General features: G+C 66.6%; 18 protein-coding genes. 13 read left to right on the plus strand and 5 right to left on the minus strand.

Annotation, left to right across the window (positions count from 1 at the left end):
• Positions 1 to 260: 260 nt before the first annotated feature.
• Complete coding sequence (locus ACFU4Z_RS16555) at positions 261 to 1199, minus strand: formylglycine-generating enzyme family protein (RefSeq protein WP_379063686.1); 939 nt, start codon at positions 1197 to 1199, stop codon at positions 261 to 263.
• Positions 1200 to 1603: 404 nt separating this feature from the next.
• Between ACFU4Z_RS16555 and ACFU4Z_RS16560 the strand changes: the two genes are divergently transcribed.
• The 8 genes from ACFU4Z_RS16560 to hisG all read left to right on the plus strand — a co-directional run bounded on the left by ACFU4Z_RS16560 (position 1604) and on the right by hisG (position 9509).
• Positions 1604 to 1852 (plus strand): hypothetical protein, encoded by a 249-nt coding sequence (locus tag ACFU4Z_RS16560; protein WP_379063688.1) that lies wholly within the window; start codon positions 1604 to 1606, stop codon positions 1850 to 1852.
• Positions 1853 to 1882: 30 nt separating this feature from the next.
• Complete coding sequence (locus ACFU4Z_RS16565) at positions 1883 to 3628, plus strand: protein kinase (RefSeq protein WP_379063690.1); 1746 nt, start codon at positions 1883 to 1885, stop codon at positions 3626 to 3628.
• Positions 3629 to 3668: 40 nt separating this feature from the next.
• Entirely contained in the window at positions 3669 to 4376 is a 708-nt protein-coding gene (locus ACFU4Z_RS16570) for an HAD family hydrolase (protein ID WP_379063692.1), read from the plus strand.
• Positions 4377 to 4568: 192 nt separating this feature from the next.
• On the plus strand, positions 4569 to 5432 hold the full coding sequence (locus tag ACFU4Z_RS16575; protein WP_379063695.1) for an arpA protein: 864 nt from the start codon (positions 4569 to 4571) through the stop codon (positions 5430 to 5432).
• Between the two features lie 53 nt (positions 5433 to 5485).
• Positions 5486 to 6319, plus strand: coding sequence for a class I SAM-dependent methyltransferase (locus tag ACFU4Z_RS16580; protein ID WP_379063697.1), 834 nt, complete (start codon positions 5486 to 5488; stop codon positions 6317 to 6319).
• Positions 6316 to 8130 carry a choline/carnitine O-acyltransferase gene (locus ACFU4Z_RS16585; protein ID WP_379063699.1) on the plus strand — a complete coding sequence of 605 codons (1815 nt, stop codon included), beginning with the start codon at positions 6316 to 6318 and terminating at the stop codon, positions 8128 to 8130. The genes ACFU4Z_RS16580 and ACFU4Z_RS16585 overlap by 4 nt, the downstream gene beginning before the upstream one ends.
• Before the next feature lie 215 nt (positions 8131 to 8345).
• Entirely contained in the window at positions 8346 to 8609 is a 264-nt protein-coding gene (locus tag ACFU4Z_RS16590; protein ID WP_379063701.1) for a phosphoribosyl-ATP diphosphatase, read from the plus strand.
• 48 nt (positions 8610 to 8657) lie between these two features.
• A complete protein-coding gene (gene hisG, locus ACFU4Z_RS16595) occupies positions 8658 to 9509 on the plus strand; it encodes an ATP phosphoribosyltransferase (protein WP_379063703.1) in 852 nt (283 codons plus the stop codon).
• 40 nt (positions 9510 to 9549) lie between these two features.
• Here the strand turns inward: hisG and ACFU4Z_RS16600 are convergent, their stop codons facing one another.
• On the minus strand, positions 9550 to 9861 hold the full coding sequence (locus ACFU4Z_RS16600) for a hypothetical protein (RefSeq protein ID WP_379063705.1): 312 nt from the start codon (positions 9859 to 9861) through the stop codon (positions 9550 to 9552).
• A gap of 156 nt (positions 9862 to 10017) precedes the next feature.
• Between ACFU4Z_RS16600 and ACFU4Z_RS16605 the strand changes: the two genes are divergently transcribed.
• From ACFU4Z_RS16605 to ACFU4Z_RS16615, 3 genes are all read left to right on the plus strand, one after another.
• Positions 10018 to 10152, plus strand: a complete 135-nt coding sequence (locus tag ACFU4Z_RS16605; protein WP_379063707.1) for a hypothetical protein — start codon at positions 10018 to 10020, stop codon at positions 10150 to 10152.
• Complete coding sequence (locus ACFU4Z_RS16610) at positions 10152 to 11342, plus strand: YeiH family protein (protein WP_379064292.1); 1191 nt, start codon at positions 10152 to 10154, stop codon at positions 11340 to 11342. Before ACFU4Z_RS16605 ends, ACFU4Z_RS16610 begins: the two co-directional genes overlap by 1 nt.
• Positions 11343 to 11411: 69 nt before the next feature.
• Positions 11412 to 11657, plus strand: coding sequence for a hypothetical protein (locus tag ACFU4Z_RS16615; protein WP_379063709.1), 246 nt, complete (start codon positions 11412 to 11414; stop codon positions 11655 to 11657).
• A 4-nt stretch (positions 11658 to 11661) separates the two neighbouring features.
• On the opposite strand, the gene ACFU4Z_RS16620 is transcribed toward ACFU4Z_RS16615, so the two are convergent.
• Entirely contained in the window at positions 11662 to 12513 is an 852-nt protein-coding gene (locus tag ACFU4Z_RS16620) for a RecB family exonuclease (RefSeq protein WP_379064294.1), read from the minus strand.
• 139 nt (positions 12514 to 12652) lie between these two features.
• Here ACFU4Z_RS16620 and ACFU4Z_RS16625 point away from each other — a divergent pair, with 139 nt between their 5' ends.
• The gene (locus tag ACFU4Z_RS16625) at positions 12653 to 13486 is read left to right on the plus strand and encodes a tRNA (adenine-N1)-methyltransferase (RefSeq protein ID WP_364904607.1); all 834 of its coding nucleotides are present in this window, start codon (positions 12653 to 12655) and stop codon (positions 13484 to 13486) included.
• 85 nt (positions 13487 to 13571) lie between these two features.
• Here ACFU4Z_RS16625 and ACFU4Z_RS16630 read toward each other — a convergent pair whose 3' ends face one another.
• Positions 13572 to 14084, minus strand: a complete 513-nt coding sequence (locus ACFU4Z_RS16630) for a hypothetical protein (RefSeq protein ID WP_379063711.1) — start codon at positions 14082 to 14084, stop codon at positions 13572 to 13574.
• Positions 14085 to 14198: 114 nt separating this feature from the next.
• Here ACFU4Z_RS16630 and arc point away from each other — a divergent pair, with 114 nt between their 5' ends.
• Positions 14199 to 16025, plus strand: a complete 1827-nt coding sequence (arc, locus tag ACFU4Z_RS16635) for a proteasome ATPase (protein WP_379063713.1) — start codon at positions 14199 to 14201, stop codon at positions 16023 to 16025.
• A 57-nt stretch (positions 16026 to 16082) separates the two neighbouring features.
• On the opposite strand, the gene ACFU4Z_RS16640 is transcribed toward arc, so the two are convergent.
• On the minus strand, positions 16083 to 17042 hold the full coding sequence (locus ACFU4Z_RS16640) for an Lrp/AsnC family transcriptional regulator (RefSeq protein WP_379063715.1): 960 nt from the start codon (positions 17040 to 17042) through the stop codon (positions 16083 to 16085).
• Positions 17043 to 17067: the final 25 nt, after the last annotated feature.

Raw genomic sequence — 17067 nt, forward strand, 5'->3', positions numbered from 1 at the left:
ATGACAGACACGAATAGGACACGCAGACCGATCGTCGCCCGTCGCAGTGACCGGTCTGCGTGTCCCCATGGAGACTTGCCACCGTCGGCCTTGTGCCGATTAGCCCCGATCCCGGGCTGCGGGTGCGTCCTCGGCTGACGCCGGTGATGTGGGTGGCGGAGTGCGATTCGGCAGATCCGATATCGCGGATTATCAGCACACTTCCGGAAACCGGAGTCGGCTTCCGGCGCGACTGACTCTGTGGAGAAAGGTTTCGGTCATCAGGGTCTGACGATGCAGCGGAAACCGATGTGACATGTGGAGGTCTCCTCGGTCTGGCCCTGACGCGCCGCAGGTCGATATCGCAGGCAGTAGTTCGGCGCACACAGGTACGAGCCGCCTTTGATCACACGGCGTGCGTAAGACTCGCCGGGCTCGGGAGTGGGCGCAACGGCCTCGCGTGGGCTGGCGGGAATGCAGCAGGCGGCTGCCGGTGTCAGGGTCTGCTCCGCCTCCGAGTGGTCGGCGGTGTAGTAGTTCACCGTCCACTCCCACACATTGCCCGCCATATCGCTGAGTCGATAGCCGTTCGGCGGGAACCGGCCCACCGGCGACGTGCCCGCGACGCCGTCCCCATTGAGGTTCTCCCAGGGAAACCGGCCCTGCCAGACGTTGGCGGCGCGCCTGCCGCCAGGTTCATGCGTTGCGCCCCACACGAACGGTTGCCGGTCCAAGCCACCCCGGGCGGCGAATTCCCACTCTGCTTCGGTCGGCAGTTCCTTGCCGGCCCACTGGGTGTAGGCCGAGGCGTCGAACCAGGACACTTGGGTGACCGGATGGCGTTGCCGTCCATCGAGATTGCTGCCGGGTCCCTGTGGATGGCGCCAATCCGCGCCAGGCGTAAAAGACCACCAGCGCCGGTAGTCATCGAGCGGCACAGGTCCTGGGGTGGGGATGAACACCAAGGAACCTGGCACCAGCAACGACGGGTCTGCTTCCGGGTGCTGCGCCGGTTCTGGCGGCGTTTCGGCGGTGCTGACGTATCCGGTGTCCTTGATGAACCGCCGGAACTCGGCCACTGTTACCGGATGGGTATCCATCCAGAAGCCATCCACGGTGGCCTGATGAACGGGACTTTCTTCCGGATAGAAGTTTTCGGACCCCATCCAGAAAGTCCCGCCGGGGATCCACTCCATGTTCTTCGGACCCGCACGTGTCATGGATTCAGCGTTTCATAGTTGGCTCCAGTACAGGAGGGATCGACGCCGTTGGTCGGCTTCAACCCTATTGTCACCAGTGCGTATTCGGTGGAGTCACGCCGGGACGCGCGAGCAAATCTTCGTGTCGGAGCCATCGGTGGCGGTCCGCGTGGCAATGCGTGCCAGACGTCGGCGATACGCCGAAGAATGCGTAGACTCCGCGCGTCTGTCCGAGGCGGGAAGCCCAGGGGAACAGCCGTGCAACCACCGTCGGATGCCTGATGTCACTGCTGGACGCTGCCGTCGACAGTCACGCCGTGCCGAGCGAGGTTCGACCGTCGTCGGTGATCGGACCGCATGGGACGGTGTGATTCTCAACGCATCGGATCCCGCGTGGTCGCAGCGCTGTTGGACCGGCTATTGCCGTGATTGCCTCGAAATATGCGACCGCGGTGCAGGTCCTGGCCGATCGCGGGAAATTCCGTAGCCAGGGCGCGCCGGGCTGTTTTGCTGACAGGGCCTGCGGTGACCTGCGGAATCGCGGAAGATCGCGCGCGATGGTGGATGTATGTCAGGTGGGTATGACATTGTCGGAAGCATTGCAACTGCATCCGGAGCAGTCGGCGGATGCCGTCGCCCTGCTGCATTCGGGTGCAATGTACTTCAGCGCGTAAGATTTTGGACGATTTCCGCTTACGCGCGGAGTGCTGGACGACTCGGCGGGCAAGCAGGAGGGGCACAACACCATGACCTCGGATCGGTTGATCGCGGGACGGTATCGGATCACGGATCCGATAGGCACCGGTGCGATGGGGGTCGTGTGGCGGGGGACCGACGTCCGATTGCGCCGTACCGTCGCGGTGAAGCAGCTGCTGCTCGCACCGGGCCTGTCCCGGTCGGCCGCCATCGAGGCCAGGCTGCGTGCGATGCGGGAGGGCCGGATCGCGGCCCGTCTGCATCATCCCAATGCGATCACCGTCTTCGATGTCGCCGAAGAGGACGGCCAGCCGTGGCTGGTGATGGAGTACATGAACGCCCCGAGTCTGGCGGCGAAACTGTCCGGCAAGCGCACGCTCACGCCGATGGAGGTGGCCAAGATCGGCGCCCAGGCCGCCGGTGCGCTGGCCGCCGCGCACGATGCGGGCATCATGCACCGGGACGTGAAACCGGCGAATCTGCTTGTCGGCGATGACGGGACGGTGAAGATCACCGACTTCGGCATTTCCCGCGCGGTCGGCGATGTGACCGTCACCGCGACCGGTTTCCTGGCGGGCACACCGGCCTACCTGGCGCCGGAGGTGGCGCGCGGCGAGAATCCCGAGTCGGCCTCCGACGTGTTCGCGCTCGGTTCCACCCTGTACGCGGCGGTCGAGGGTTCACCGCCGTTCGGTGAGGGCGACAACCCGTTGGCGGTGTTGCACGCGGTGGCGCGCGGGGAGATACCGCCGCCGAAGCAGGCCGGTGCGCTCGGACCGGTGCTGTTGCGGCTGCTCGCGCCGACGATCGATGCGCGCCCCACCATGCGCGAGGCGCAGGAGGCCATGCAAGCCGTTGCCGCGGGCCGTATCCCGGCCTTGGCGTCGGCACCGGCATCGACGAAGACGCTGCCCGCTCCAGGGGCGGAAGCGACGACGGTGCTGGCCGCCCCCGGCTCCGACGGCGTCGCCGGGACGGGCAATGCCACCGGGACCACCGAGATGATCTCCGCCGCCGCGGTGCCGGGCGCTCCTGCCGCCGCTGCGGTCGCCGCACCGCCCGCGCCGCCCACCCGGTCGGGTGGCACGCTGCCCGGCGGTTCCGGTGACGGGCAATCGCGCGGGCGGTTGCTTGCCGTCGCGGCGATCGCGGTCGTCGCGGTGCTCATCGTCCTCGGACTGATTATTGCCTCGACCAGCGGCGACGGTGCGGATGGCCCGACCGCCGCGCCGCCGACCGGTGCCGTCCTGTCGGGCACCCCGGAAAACCCGGCGGACCCGTCGACGAACGCCATCGGGCCCGCACCGCAGGAGCCGTCCGCAGCGACATCCGCCGCATCGCAGCCGACGACGACTCCTGGTCCCTCGGCGTCGGTCACGCCGAGCTCATCGGTCAAACCCACCACCACCCGCCCGCCGGCCACCACCATCACCACACCGTTCGGCCCGCCCACGGCCGAGCGGATCGCGCAATTCATCCAGGGTTACTACGGCACGCTGCCCGGCAATGTGGGCGCCGCCTGGTCCCAGTTGTCGCCCGCCTATCAGGCCCAGACCGGCGGCTATGACGCCTACGCCAGGTTCTGGGGCTCGGTGCGCTCGGTGAGCGTGGGTGCGGTCACGCCGAATGGTGAGAACCGAGCAGTCGCCTCGCTGACCTACGTTATGACGACCGGTGAGACGAGGTCCGAGAATCGATGGATCCAGGTTGTCCCGGACGGGCAGCGAATGCTGGTCTCCGCGTCCGGGACCTAGGTTCTGGGCTCATGGTCAGTGTCAGGAAGGGGATTGTTTGATGACCACCCGCCTGGTGGGTGTGCTGTGGGACATGGACGGCACTCTGCTGGATTCGGAGAAGCTGTGGGACATCGGTGTCCGTGAGTTGGCGCGCGAGCACGGCCACGAGATGACCCAGGACCTGCGGCACGCGTTGATCGGTGCTTCGGGGCCCGACGCACTGCGCATCATGTTCGACGGTCTCGGTATCGAGCACACGGCCGCCGCCGTTCGCGCGGCGGGCGAGTTTCTGGAGCGGCGGGTGACCGAGCTGATGGCCGGCCCGATTCCGTGGCGTCCCGGTGCGAAAGACGCACTGGCTCTGGTGCGGACGGCGGGACTTGCCACGGCACTGGTCACCAACACCAAGCGGTCGCTCACCGAATTCGGACTCGACACCCTCGGCCGCGACTTCTTCGACGAGTCGGTCTGCGGCGACGAGGTGGCCAACGGCAAGCCCGAACCCGACATTTATCTGCGTGCCGCGGAACTGCTCGGCGTCGACCCGCGCAACTGCGTCGCCATCGAGGATTCGCCGACCGGCGCGCGTGCGGCCCAGGCCGCGGGCTGCGCGGTGATCGTGATCCCGTGCGAGATTCCGGTGCCGCCGCTGCCGGGACGCGTCTTCCGTGATTCGCTGATCGGGTTGACTCTCGGCGATCTGCACGAGGCATTGCGCGTACGGGACGCGACAGTGGGTTCGGCAGAATCCGGCCATCAGCATTGATATTGTTCTGCGCCACAACAACTCGGCTGATGCCATTGTGGCCGATGGGCATGCGTCGCCGCTGTCGGGCGAGTCTCGGTGAGAGTTACTGTGCCGCAACACAAATGAGTGCTGCTCGTAGGTGTGACGGTAGTCACGGGCAATCTTTCCGAATCTCGGGCGTGTCTGCGAATGCTGCACCAAGATTACGCCATGGCAGCGACGGGAGTGCTGGATGAAATCGTCGATACGGCACGATATTCGCTCGCGGACCCCGGGGGATCGTCCTGGCGGGATGCGGTGGCGCGGGCGCGGGCGGAATTGGCCGAGGTCGGCTGCACAGTGCTGCGGGAATTCATCCGGCCGGAGCTGATCCAGACGCTGCGCGCGCAGGGGGAGACCATAGCGCCCGAGGCGTATTACGAGGTCGAGCGGGTGAATGCGTACAACATTCCGCTGGATACCGAACTGCCGGAAGATCATCCGGGACGGATCGTGCTTACCCGCGGAAATGCGTTCGTGCCGCGCGATCGGATCCCTGTCGACGCGCTGATCCACCGCCTCTACACCAGCGCGGTGTTCCAGCGGTTCGTCGCGGAGTGTTTCGGGCTGTCCGAACTGCACGAATTCGCCGATCCGCTGGCCGGACTCTGTCTGAATGTCGTCGCGCCCGGAATGTCGCATCCGTGGCATTTCGACACCAACGAATTCACCGTCAGCATGCTGACCCAGCCCGCCGAGACGGGTGGTGTCTTCGAGTACTGCCCCAATATTCGCTCGACCGAGGCCGAGAACCTCGACGACGTGCGCGACGTGCTCACCGGCGCGGGAGCACGGCTGATCCGGCGCCTGGACCTGCGGCCCGGTGACCTGCAGCTGTTCAAGGGTCGCTTCTCGCTGCACCGGGTGTCGCCGGTCGAGGGCGGCACGCAACGACATTCGGCGATCTTCGCCTACACGAATCGTCCCGGTGTCATCGGCACCGTGGAGCGCACGCGCCAGCTGTTCGGGCGGGTGCTGCCCGATCACCTGGCCGCCGCGGCCGACGCCGTCCGAGGCGACCGATTGCTCGACTGAGTACAACGACGCTGCCTGCGCAGTGCAGAGCTCGACCCGAAAGGAACGAACTAGTGCCAGTGCCGTTACACACGACCGGGAAAGCTTCCTTCGACGATATCTACACCCGTCCCGATCCCCGCGACTACTACGCTCGGATGGCCCAGCTCGACTATCGGATTCCGGAACTGGCGAAACCATTCTTCCAGCAACAGATTCGGGAGTATCGCGCTGCGGCGCGGGTGAGCACCCCGACGGTGCTCGACATCGGGTGCTCCTACGGCGTCAATGCGGCATTGCTGCGCCTGGACACCACCATCGGCGAACTCGCCGAGCACTACCGGCAGGCCGAAGGCGACCAGGCCGCCCTCATCGCCCGCGATCGGGCCCGGCTGGCCGCGCAGGACCGGCTGCCCGACGTTCGCTTCATCGGCATGGACGCCGCTCGCCCCGCCCTGTCCTACGCCGACGCCGCCGGATTTCTGCACGACACCGTGCATGCCGACCTGGAGGCCGCAGACCCGACCGAGGCGCAACGTGCCATCCTGGCAACCGCGGATATCGTCGTGTCCACCGGCTGTATCGGTTACGTGACCGAAAAGACGTTGTCCCGGGTTGTGCTCGCACACCCACATCGGCGGCCGTGGATGGCACACTTCGTCTTGCGCATGTTCAGCTTCGAGCCGATGGCCGCGGAGCTTGCCGCGCTCGGCTACCGCACCGAGCAGGCGCCCGGCATCTTCGAGCAACGCAGGTTCGCCTCCGGCACCGAACGCGCGCAGGTGCTGAACACTCTGTCCGACAATGGCATCGACACCACCGATCACGAAACCGAAGGCTGGCTCTACGCCAACCTGTACCTCTCCCGCCCGCTGACCGAACACGCCGACCCCGAGGAACTGCATTGAGTCAACGCACCTTCGCCGCCGACGAACACCTGCCCCGGGTGCCGCTGCCGACGCTGGAGGACAGCTGTGCCCGATTCCTGGAATGGTGCGCACCGCTGCTGACCGCCGATGAAATCGCCACCACCGAGGCGGCGGTCGCCGACCTGCTGCGCGCGGACGGCCCCGGCCGGACACTGCACGCCGCACTGGCGGAATACGACGCGACCCCGGGCGTCGGGAGCTGGCTGGATCTGTTCTGGCCGTCGCGCTACCTCGGCAGGCGCGATCGAATCGCATTGAACGCCAACTTCTTCTTCCTCTTCCGCGACGACACGCCGTTGGCCACCTCGACAGCTCCCGGCCAGGTGGAGCGCGCGGCGGGGATTGTCGCGGCCGCCGTCGACTACAAACTGGCCCTGGACGCCGAGGAGGTCGCGCCTGCCACCCAGCGCGGGCAGTTGCTGACGATGTGGCAGCACAAGTACCTGTTCTCCGAGACGCGGATTCCCGGCGCGGAACAGGATTCCGTACGGGTGCCCTACAGCGCGGAATGGCCGGGGCCGTCGGAGGCCGGGCACATCGTCGTGTTCTTCCGCGGGAGCATGTTCCGGATGGATGTGATCGGGCCCGATGGCGCGCCGTACTCGCTCGATGACCTCGCCGACGGTCTGCGCGCGGTACTGAAGGCCGGCGCGCGCTCGGCCCGCACCGACACCTCGGTCGGGCATCTCACCACCAAGGCGCGCGCCGAATGGGCGGCGAGCAGGCAAGGGTTGCGCGCCGACCCGGCCAACGTCGCGGCGCTGGACACCATCGAGACCGCATTGTTCTGCCTGTGTCTGGAGGACTTCACCCCGCGCGACGAATTGCAGGCCTGCGATCAGCTGCTGCACGGCGACAGCGCCAACAGGTGGTTCGACAAGGCCGTGTCGTTCATCGTCTTCGGCGACGGACAGGCCGGCATCAATATCGAGCACTGCGGGTTGGACGGCACCACCATCCTGTCGTTCGTGGATACGTTGCTGGAAAAGCCCGCGCAAGAGCATGCCGACCGGTCCGGCGCACAGCCGCAGGGGCTGCCCCCGGTCGAACCGATCGAGTTCGTGCTCGACGCCACCCAGCGCAGCGATATCGCGTCGGCGGGTGCGGCTTTCGCTCGATATGCCGCCGAGAATGCCACCACCACAGTCACTTTCGAGAACTTCGGCACCGCGCGGGCCAAGCAGCTCGGCATCTCGCCGGACGCCTTCGCGCAGTTGAGCTATCAGCTGGCCCACCGCCGCAGCAAAGGTCTCACCGGCGCCACCTACGAATCCATCGCGACGCGCCAATACCGCAACGGTCGCACCGAGGCGATGCGGGTGGTGACCCCGCAGCTGGTGGCTTTCGTCGACGCCATGCAGGATCCCGCGACCGACGCCGCCGACCGGGTGACTGCGGCACAGGCCGCGGCCGCCGCACACGTCGCGCGGGCCAAGCAGTGCCAGGCGGGGGACGCGCCCGAACAGCACCTGTGGGAACTGCAGTGGATTCAACGCCGCCGCGGCGCCGAACTCGGCGTGGAAGCGCCGATCCCGCTCTACGACAGCCCCGGCTGGACGATCATGCGCGACGACTATCTGAGCACCAGCTCGGCGCCGTCGGTCAACATCCGTTACTTCGGGTTCGGGTCCACCAGCCCCACGTGCATCGGCATCGCGTACGTGCTGCTCCCGGACCGGTGGAATCTGTACCTCGCGACGCCGCGCGCGGTCGCCAACGAGATGCATGCGTTCGCCGATCATCTGCGCACGGCTGTCGCTGACCTGGAGGCGCTGCTGTCGGGCGCGTGATCAGGCGGTTCCGATGCTCCGGCCGTCGTGGTGGCGGCGGCCGGACCTCATCGGTGGCCTGTGCGGCGACGCGTGCCCACGGACGAGGGGTCCGGTGGTCGTTGCCGGCGGTGTCCTGCCGGGCGAGTGGCGATCGGCGGGGATGACGGGCGGCGTAGCGGTCGGCGCGGCCCGCAGCAACAGGCCCGCTTGGGGGTCTGAGAGAATGTCCCCTCGTGAAGAACTTCGAAACCCTGTTCACCGAGCTCCAGGATCGTGCAGTCACCCGCCCCGAGGGGTCGGGGACTGTCGCTGCGCTGGACGCAGGCGTGCATAGCCAGGGTAAGAAGGTGCTCGAGGAAGCCGGTGAAGTGTGGCTCGCCGCCGAGCACGAGAGCGACGAGTCGCTCGCGGAGGAGATCTCGCAACTGCTCTATTGGGTCCAGGTGCTGATGGTCGGCCGCGGATTGAAGCTTGAAGACGTGTACCGACATCTGTGACGGTCGCCGGATTCCAAAGTTTCTCCCTTCCGAAAGGACACCCTCCCCATGCTGCGCGTCGCAGTCCCCAATAAAGGCGCCCTGTCCGAATCCGCCACCTCGATCCTGTCCGAGGCCGGCTACCGCAAGCGCACCGATTCCCGTGACCTGACCGTCCTCGATCCGGCCAACCAGGTGGAGTTCTTCTTCCTGCGGCCCAAGGACATAGCCATCTACGTCGGGTCGGGCGAGCTCGACCTCGGCATCACCGGCCGCGACCTCGCGCTGGATTCCGGCGCCACCGTCCAGGAACGGCTCTCGCTCGGCTTCGGCCGCTCCACCTTCCGCTATGCCGCCCCGGCCGGTCGCGAATGGAAGGTCGAGGACCTCTACGACAAGCGCATCGCCACCTCGTACCCGAATCTGGTGCTCAGCGATCTGCGTGCACGCGGCATCGAGGCCGAGGTGATCCGCCTCGACGGCGCGGTCGAGATCTCCATCCAGCTCGGCGTCGCCGACGCCATCGCCGACGTGGTCGGCTCCGGGCGCACGTTGCGTCAGCACAACCTGGTCGCGTTCGGTGAGACGCTGTGCGATTCGGAGGGCGTGCTGATCGAACGCGCCGGCTCCGATCAGCAGGACCGCGCACGCAACCAGCTCATCGCGCGCGTTCAGGGCGTGGTGTTCGCACAGCAGTACCTGATGCTGGATTACGACTGCCCGAGGGCACTGCTCGACGCCGCGGTGCAGATCACCCCTGGTCTCGAATCGCCGACGGTGTCGCCGCTCACCGACGAGGACTGGGTCGCCGTCCGCGCTCTTGTCCCGCGCAAGCAGGGCAACGAGGTGATGGACCAGCTTGCCGATCTCGGTGCCAAAGCCATCCTCGCCACCGACATCCGCTCCTGCCGAGCTTTCTGACGTTATCGTCCGTGTGGCGCGGCCGTGCCCTCGATGCGGATCATGCGTTCTGGTGGATGCCGTGTGAGATCTCCATGATCGTGGCGACCGTATAGACGAATGGCACGATCCCGCCGAAGGGCATCGCCACCGCATAGACACGAAGTGGCGGAACGCGGAGCCATAGTGCGGTCGCCAAGGTGCCGAGGAAGAAAAAGGGGCCGAACAACAGCAGCATGAGCGACGCCGTTTCGAACGCCGCGCTGATAGCGAGCCAACCGAACCACGCAACCGACCAGATAGCCGCTCCGCTGACGAGTCCCGCGGCGACCTGAACTACGGCCCGGGAAGTCGTACGCAGAGTGAGTTCCATGCGGTAACCCTGCGGCTCTCGCCATCGGAAGGTCAAGCGGTCGTTCCCCGGCGTGGGGCCGCAGGCGATTGATTCACACTGAGTGCAACCGATGTGTTGTCCGATCCAGCGTTGGTACCGTGCGGCCTCTCGATGAGGAACGCAAGGAGCACATCCGTGTCACAGACATCGCCCGAAGAACGCTCGGGCAGCACATTCGCGTGGAGTGAGGACTGGCTGGCGGCCATCGTCGGTCTTACCCTCATTGCGCTGGTTCTGCTCGGCGCTATCCCGGATTGGCTGGTGCCATGATGTCGGAACCCGAAGCCGTGGTATCCGCGGAAGCTGAGGGCGACAACGGGGTCGATGCCGCGCGGCCCGATACGCCGGTGCAGTCGGAAACCGCTGCGTTGCAGGCGATCACCCGCCCGACGGTGACGGAGGTGGCGGCAGGCATTGCCGTCGTCCTACTGCTGGGTGCGCTGACCCGCTATTTCGACACCCATGTGCCGCGCTGGGCCGTCGACACTCCGTTCCAGCGGGTCGCCAAGTCGATCGAGTTCCCGGTCTACGCGATCGCCATCGGACTGCTGGGCAATGGGGTACTCACCAAACTCGACTTGCGCGAACGTCTTTCGGCCGGCTTCCGCACCGAGTTCTTCATCAAGACCGGCGTCGTGCTGCTCGGCGCATCGATCAACCTGAAGGTTCTGGTGACCGCCGCGGGTCCGTCGATCCTGCAGGCGCTGCTGCTGATCACCTCGGTGTTCGCCTTCACCTGGTGGCTGGGAGGTCGTCTCGGGCTCGACGACAAGCTGCGCGCTCTGCTGTCGTCCGCGGTGTCGATCTGTGGCGTGAGCGCGGCGATCGCGGCCGCGGGCGCGGTGCAGGCCCGACGGGAGCAGATTGCCTACGCGGCGTCACTGGTGATCATTTTCGCGCTGCCCTCGATCTTCGTATTACCGTGGCTCGCTGATGTTTTCGGGCTGCCCGACGCGGTGGCCGGAGCGTGGATCGGCGGCAATATCGACACCACCGCCGCCGTCGCCGCCTCCGGCGCCATCGCGGGGGAGCAGGCGCTACAGATCGCCACCATCGTGAAGACCACCCAGAACGCACTGATCGGCATTGTCGCGATCGCGCTGACCGCCTACTTCACCCTGCGGGTCGAGCGGCGCGCGGGCGCGGCGCGGCCGTCGCTCGCGCAGTTCTGGGAGCGGTTCCCGAAGTTCGTGATCGGCTTCGTGGCCGCCTCCGTCATCGGCACCCTCTACCTGCAGTCGGTGGACAAGAAGACCGGCGTGGCCCACATCGCGATCGTCAACGATCTGCGCACCTGGTTTCTGATCTTCGCATTCGTTTCCATCGGCCTGGAGTTCTCGCTGCGCGGCCTGCGCGAGGCGGGCTGGCGCCCGATCGTGGTCTTCGGTTCGGCCGTCGTCGTGAATCTTCTTGTCGGTCTCGGCCTTTCGGTGCTGCTGTTCCACAACTTCACGGTGTGACCGGCGCGCCGCATCCACACGCCGGTGGGTGCGGCGCGGTGACCGACCTCGATTGCTCACGAAATGTTCATGATCCGTTCCCGGCGCCGGATGCCGACGGTATCGGACGATGTCTGGGGCGCCGCGGTGCCACGTGACTATCGGAGGACAGTGATGGACATCGGCGTCGAGACGGCCCGACCTTGGCGGAGAACTCGAAATCTGCTGATCGCCGTGGGGGACGTGGTGGGCGTGCTGGTGTTGAGCGGGGCGGTGTACGTGCTCGGATCCCAGGGCGGCGCGCTGGATGCGCTGCTGACGTTCCGTGCGAAGTAGGCGCTCACTCCGAGACCGCGTCGGCCAGTGTCTCATCCGGTGATTCGCGGGTTCCGCCATCCGGCCAGCCGGGATACGGCGGAGGCGTGCCGCCGAATTCGGGGCATAGGTCTTTGTAGGCACAATAGCCGCAGAGCCAGCTGGTGTTCGGGCGGAAGTCACCGGTGCGGCCCGCCTCGAGAATCGCCTGCCACAGCGCGGAGAGGGTGCGTTCGAAGCGCAGCAGCTCGTCCTCATCGGGGGCGTAGGTGAGCAGCTGTTCGTCGGCCAGGTAGATCAGCCGTAGTTGGGTGGGCAGAATGCCACGGGTGCGCAGCACGACCAGCGCGTAGAACTTCAGCTGGAACAGCGCCTTGGCCTCCTGCACCACTCCCGGCGCGCGACCGGTCTTGTAGTCGACCACGCGGAGCTGACCGGTGGGCGCGACATCGATGCGATCGACGAAGCCGCGCAGCAGCACTCCGTCGTCGAGTTCGACCTCGACTCTCGACTCGCAGGATTCCGGGTCGAACCGGGTCGGATCTTCGAGCCGGTAGTACGTCTCGACGAGTGTGCGCACCTCGCCGAGGAATTCGGCAAGACCGTCGCCGGCCACGAGGTCGGCGATCTCGGGTTGTTCGGCGAGCACACGGGCCCAGGCCGGTTCGGCGAGCAGGGCGGCGCGCTCGGGCCCGCGCTCGGCCGCCGGAAGCCCGTAGAGGTCCTCCAGCACCGCATGCACAACCGTGCCGCGCACGGCATTGCGCGACGGCGGCTCCGGGATCCGATCGATGGCGCGGAAGCGGTATTTCAGTGGGCACTGCTTGAAATCCATTGCCCGCGAAGGGGACAACGCCGGGCGAGAGCGATCTGGCATCGCTCTCGGCTCGGGCGCCGTGTCGGCGTCGGCGGGGGGCGTGGTCACGGGCACTGGCATACCTGGCAGGCTATCCGGCGGTACCGACACGCCGGTGCCAATGCTGTAGGACCGCATCGACCGATCGAAACGGAGATTCATGACGGCCAGACGGACCGGGCCATTCACCACCGGTGACCGGGTACAGCTGACCGATGCCAAAGGGCGCCTCTACACCGTGGTGCTGGAACCCGGCAAGGAGTTCCACACGCATCGCGGCGGGATCAAGCACGACAGCCTGATCGGCGCCGACGAGGGCACGGTGGTGAACTCGACCAACGGCACGCCCTATCTGGCGCTACGCCCGTTGCTGGTCGATTACGTGCTGTCGATGCCGCGCGGCGCCGCCGTCATCTACCCCAAGGATGCCGCGCAGATCGTGCACGAGGGCGATATGTTCCCCGGCGCGCGGGTGCTGGAGGCCGGAGCGGGCTCCGGCGCGCTGACATGTTCGCTACTTCGCGCGGTCGGCCCGCAGGGCGAAGTTATCTCCTACGAGATCCGCGATGACCATGCCGAGCACGCCGTACGCAATGTCGAGACGTTCTTCGGCGAACGTCCGGCTAACTGGTCGCTGACCGTCGCCGACGTCGCGGCCTACGACGGCCCGCCGGTCGATCGCGTCGTGCTCGACATGCTCGCCCCATGGGATGCGCTGCCGGCCGTGAGTAAGGCTCTGGTGCCCGGCGGTGTGCTGATCGTCTATGTGGCCACCGTCACACAGCTGTCGAAAGTCGTGGAGGCATTGCGCGAGCAGGAGTGCTGGACCGAGCCGCGCTCGTGGGAATCGATGGTGCGTGGCTGGCATGTGGTCGGTCTTGCGGTCCGGCCGGAACATCGCATGCAGGGCCACACCGCCTTCTTGGTGAGTGCGCGGCGACTGGCCGAGGGCACCGTCACGCCGAAGCCGCAGCGCAGGCCGTCCAAGGGCTGATGTAGCGAGCGCGACATGACCGATCGAACAACAGACCGCCCTCGTCCCCTCGTATCGGGCGAGGGCGGCCTCGGGTCCGTGCCCGCTACGACGTGCAGGGCGCCTGGGCGAAGCCGAGCATGGTGCAGGCGGTGGCGTCGGAGAGCTTCCACTTGCCATCGACGTGCTCCCAGGTCATCGGCATGGCCGGGGCGGCTCCGTGCGGGGACGTGATGACGACCTGTGCGGTCGCGGTGGTGCCTTCGACCTTGACGTCTGTGACGGCGAAGGTCAGCGCGCCGTAGCCGGCGAGCGCCTGGTTCATCTGATCGATATTGGCGGTGCGCTTGTCGCCGTTGACGATGATCGCGGTCTTCTCGGCGGTCGGCTTGGCCGGATCCGCGACCAGCACCAGGGTGGCCTTCAGCTCGTCCGCCGTCGGCGCGGTCGCGGTGCCGTGCGCACCGTGGTCGGCGCCGGCGGCCGCCGCGCTGGTGGTTGTCGCCGTTGCGGTGTCGGACTTGTCGTCGGAGCCGCAGGCGGTGAGCCCGAGGGTAACGGCGACGGCCGCTGCGGCGGTAGCCACGGAAACGCGCAGTGTCCTGGCGGGAAGAAGCATCGTCAGCAACCTTTCGGTTCAGTCGGCGCAGGAGGTCGCCGGAAGCAGGTTAGGGCAGGCTAACATGGTTCGTCCGGCCGCTGACCGCAGCCTAGATGTGATCACGACGAAACCATGTCGGAAAGCGAGAACAGTTCGCGCCCGGTAGCGTTGATAGACCGGGACTGGGAGGAGCAGCACATGAGCCCCATCGAGAATTCGGATTCGGCGGCCTGGAGAGAGCTCGAGGCGGTACGCGCCGAAGCGGCTGCACTCCGAAGGCAACTTGCCGATTCGCCGGATCATGCGCGGGAATTGGAAGCCCGCATCGATTCGCTGACCATTCGCAACGGCAAGCTGATGGACACACTCAAGGAAGCGCGTCAGCAGCTCGTCGCGTTGCGTGAGGAAGTCGATCGGCTGGGTCAGCCACCGAGCGGATACGGCGTTCTGATCGGTGTGTACGAGGATCAGACGGTCGACGTGTTCACTTCGGGTCGCAAGATGCGGTTGACGTGTTCACCGAACATCGACACCACGACCCTCGAATACGGCCAGACCGTCCGCCTCAACGAGGCGCTGACGGTTGTCGAGGCGAACTACTTCGACAAGGTCGGCGAGATCGGCACCCTGCGCGAGATCCTCGACGACGGCCGCCGGGCACTGGTCGTCGGCCATGCCGACGAAGAGCGCGTGGTGTGGTTGGCGGGTCCGCTGGCCAAGGTCGCCGAGGTCGACGATATGGACGACCCCGATTCGCCGATCCGCAAGCTGCGCCCTGGCGACTCGCTATTGGTGGATACCAAGGCGGGCTTCGCTTTTGAGCGCATTCCCAAGGCCGAGGTCGAAGACCTCGTGCTGGAGGAAGTGCCCGATGTCGACTACACCGATATCGGTGGCCTCGGTCGCCAGATCGAGCAGATCCGCGACGCGGTGGAACTGCCCTTCCTGCACAAGGAGCTGTTCCGTGAGTACGCGCTGCGCCCGCCCAAGGGCGTGCTGCTCTACGGTCCGCCCGGCTGCGGCAAGACGCTGATCGCGAAGGCGGTGGCCAACTCGCTGGCCAAGAAGATCGCCGAGTCGCGTGGTGAGGATGCCAAGGAAGCCAAGTCGTTCTTCCTCAACATCAAGGGCCCCGAGCTGCTGAACAAGTTCGTGGGTGAGACCGAGCGGCACATCAGGATCATCTTCCAGCGGGCACGAGAGAAGGCGTCCGAAGGCACGCCGGTGATCGTGTTCTTCGACGAGATGGACTCGATCTTCCGCACGCGCGGATCGGGCGTGTCCTCCGATGTGGAGACCACGGTCGTGCCGCAGCTGCTGTCGGAGATCGACGGTGTCGAGGGCCTCGAGAATGTCATCGTGATCGGCGCTTCCAACCGCGAGGACATGATCGACCCCGCGATCCTGCGACCGGGTCGTCTCGATGTGAAGATCAAGATCGAGCGGCCGGACGCGGAATCGGCACAGGACATCTTCTCGAAGTACCTGACCGAGTTCCTGCCGCTGCACCAGGACGATCTCGCCGAGTTCGACGGCGACAAGGCCAAGTGCATCCGCGCGATGATCGAACGGGTCGTCGACCGGATGTACGCCGAGAGCGAGGACAACCGCTTCCTGGAGGTCACCTACGCCAACGGTGACAAGGAAGTCCTGTACTTCAAGGACTTCAACTCCGGCGCCATGATCCAGAACATCGTGGACCGCTCCAAGAAGTACGCCATCAAGGCGGTGCTCGACACCGGCAGCCCGGGTCTGCGCATCCAGCATCTCTACGATTCGATCGTGGACGAGTTCTCCGAGAACGAGGACCTGCCCAACACCACGAATCCCGATGACTGGGCCCGCATTTCGGGTAAGAAGGGCGAGCGGATCGTCTACATTCGCACACTGGTGACGGGCAAGAACGCCTCGGCCAGCCGCGCGATCGACACCGAGTCGAATACGGGTCAGTACCTGTAGGTTCGAGACCGAGGGCCGCGCTTTCCATGGGAAGCGCGGCCTTGTGGTGTACGGGGATCAGTGCCGGGGCGCGGTGCGTTTGGCATAGGAGGTGACCGGTGTCGCCTCCATGCGTTCGACGCCGTTCAGTGTGCTGATCCGGTCGGTCAGGTAGGTGGCGAGGGCGGCCGAATCTCGCAGGACCGCGATCACGATCAGGTTGTGCACACCGGTCATCGCGCCGATGAACGCCACTTCGTCGTCGGCGGCCAGGGCACGAGCGACGTCGATCAGCTTGGCCGGCGCCACGGTCAGCCAGAGCACACACTGCGTCGAGTAGCCGAACACTCCGGGCTCGACCTCGACCTCGAGCCGCAGTACCTGGGCGCGCCGCAGTTCTTCCAGACGGCGCCGGACCGCGGATTCCGACCAGCCGAGCCTGCGCGCCAGGTCGGGGTAGGTGGCGCGGCCGTCCACCGCGAGCGCCGGGACGAGCGCGCGGTCGAGATCGATCAGGGAGACCGGGGCAGCTTCATCCGTATGTGGCGGCCGCAGCGCGTCGACCTGAGAGCCCGTGAGCGCCGAGGTGCGGCCACGCCAACGGCCGTCCATCAGTTGGGCCAGCAGTTGTTGCGCGGACACGTCGCGGACCTGTGGGTTTCGTGCCAGCGCCGCCAGCGGGGCCGACCCGCCGTCCGGGACACGAAAGACGCAGGCGATCTCCGTGCCGCTCGACATCGCGGTCACCCAGGTGGTGTCGGGGCGCCGGGCCAGTGCGCGGGCCAGGTCATCGGTCCCGTGCGGCAGCACACGCATGCGCACCACCCACTCGGCCGCACCGGAGAGGTCGCTGTCGGTCGCGCCGGTCACCCGCAGCTTTCCCGCGGCGCGCAGCCGTTCATAGCGCCGGGCGACGGTGCGGTCGGAGACGCCGAGTACTTCGGCGATTCTGCTGAACGACGCGCGTCCGTCGATCTGCAGTGCGTGCAGCAGCTGCAGGTCGAGGTTGTCGAGCGGGTGGTGCGTGTCCGATTCCACCAGTCCAGGGTAGGTGAGTGTCGGA

Origin of the sequence: Nocardia sp. NPDC057440, from assembly GCF_042802915.1 — a bacterium.
Taxonomy (GTDB): Bacteria; Actinomycetota; Actinomycetes; order Mycobacteriales; family Mycobacteriaceae; genus Nocardia.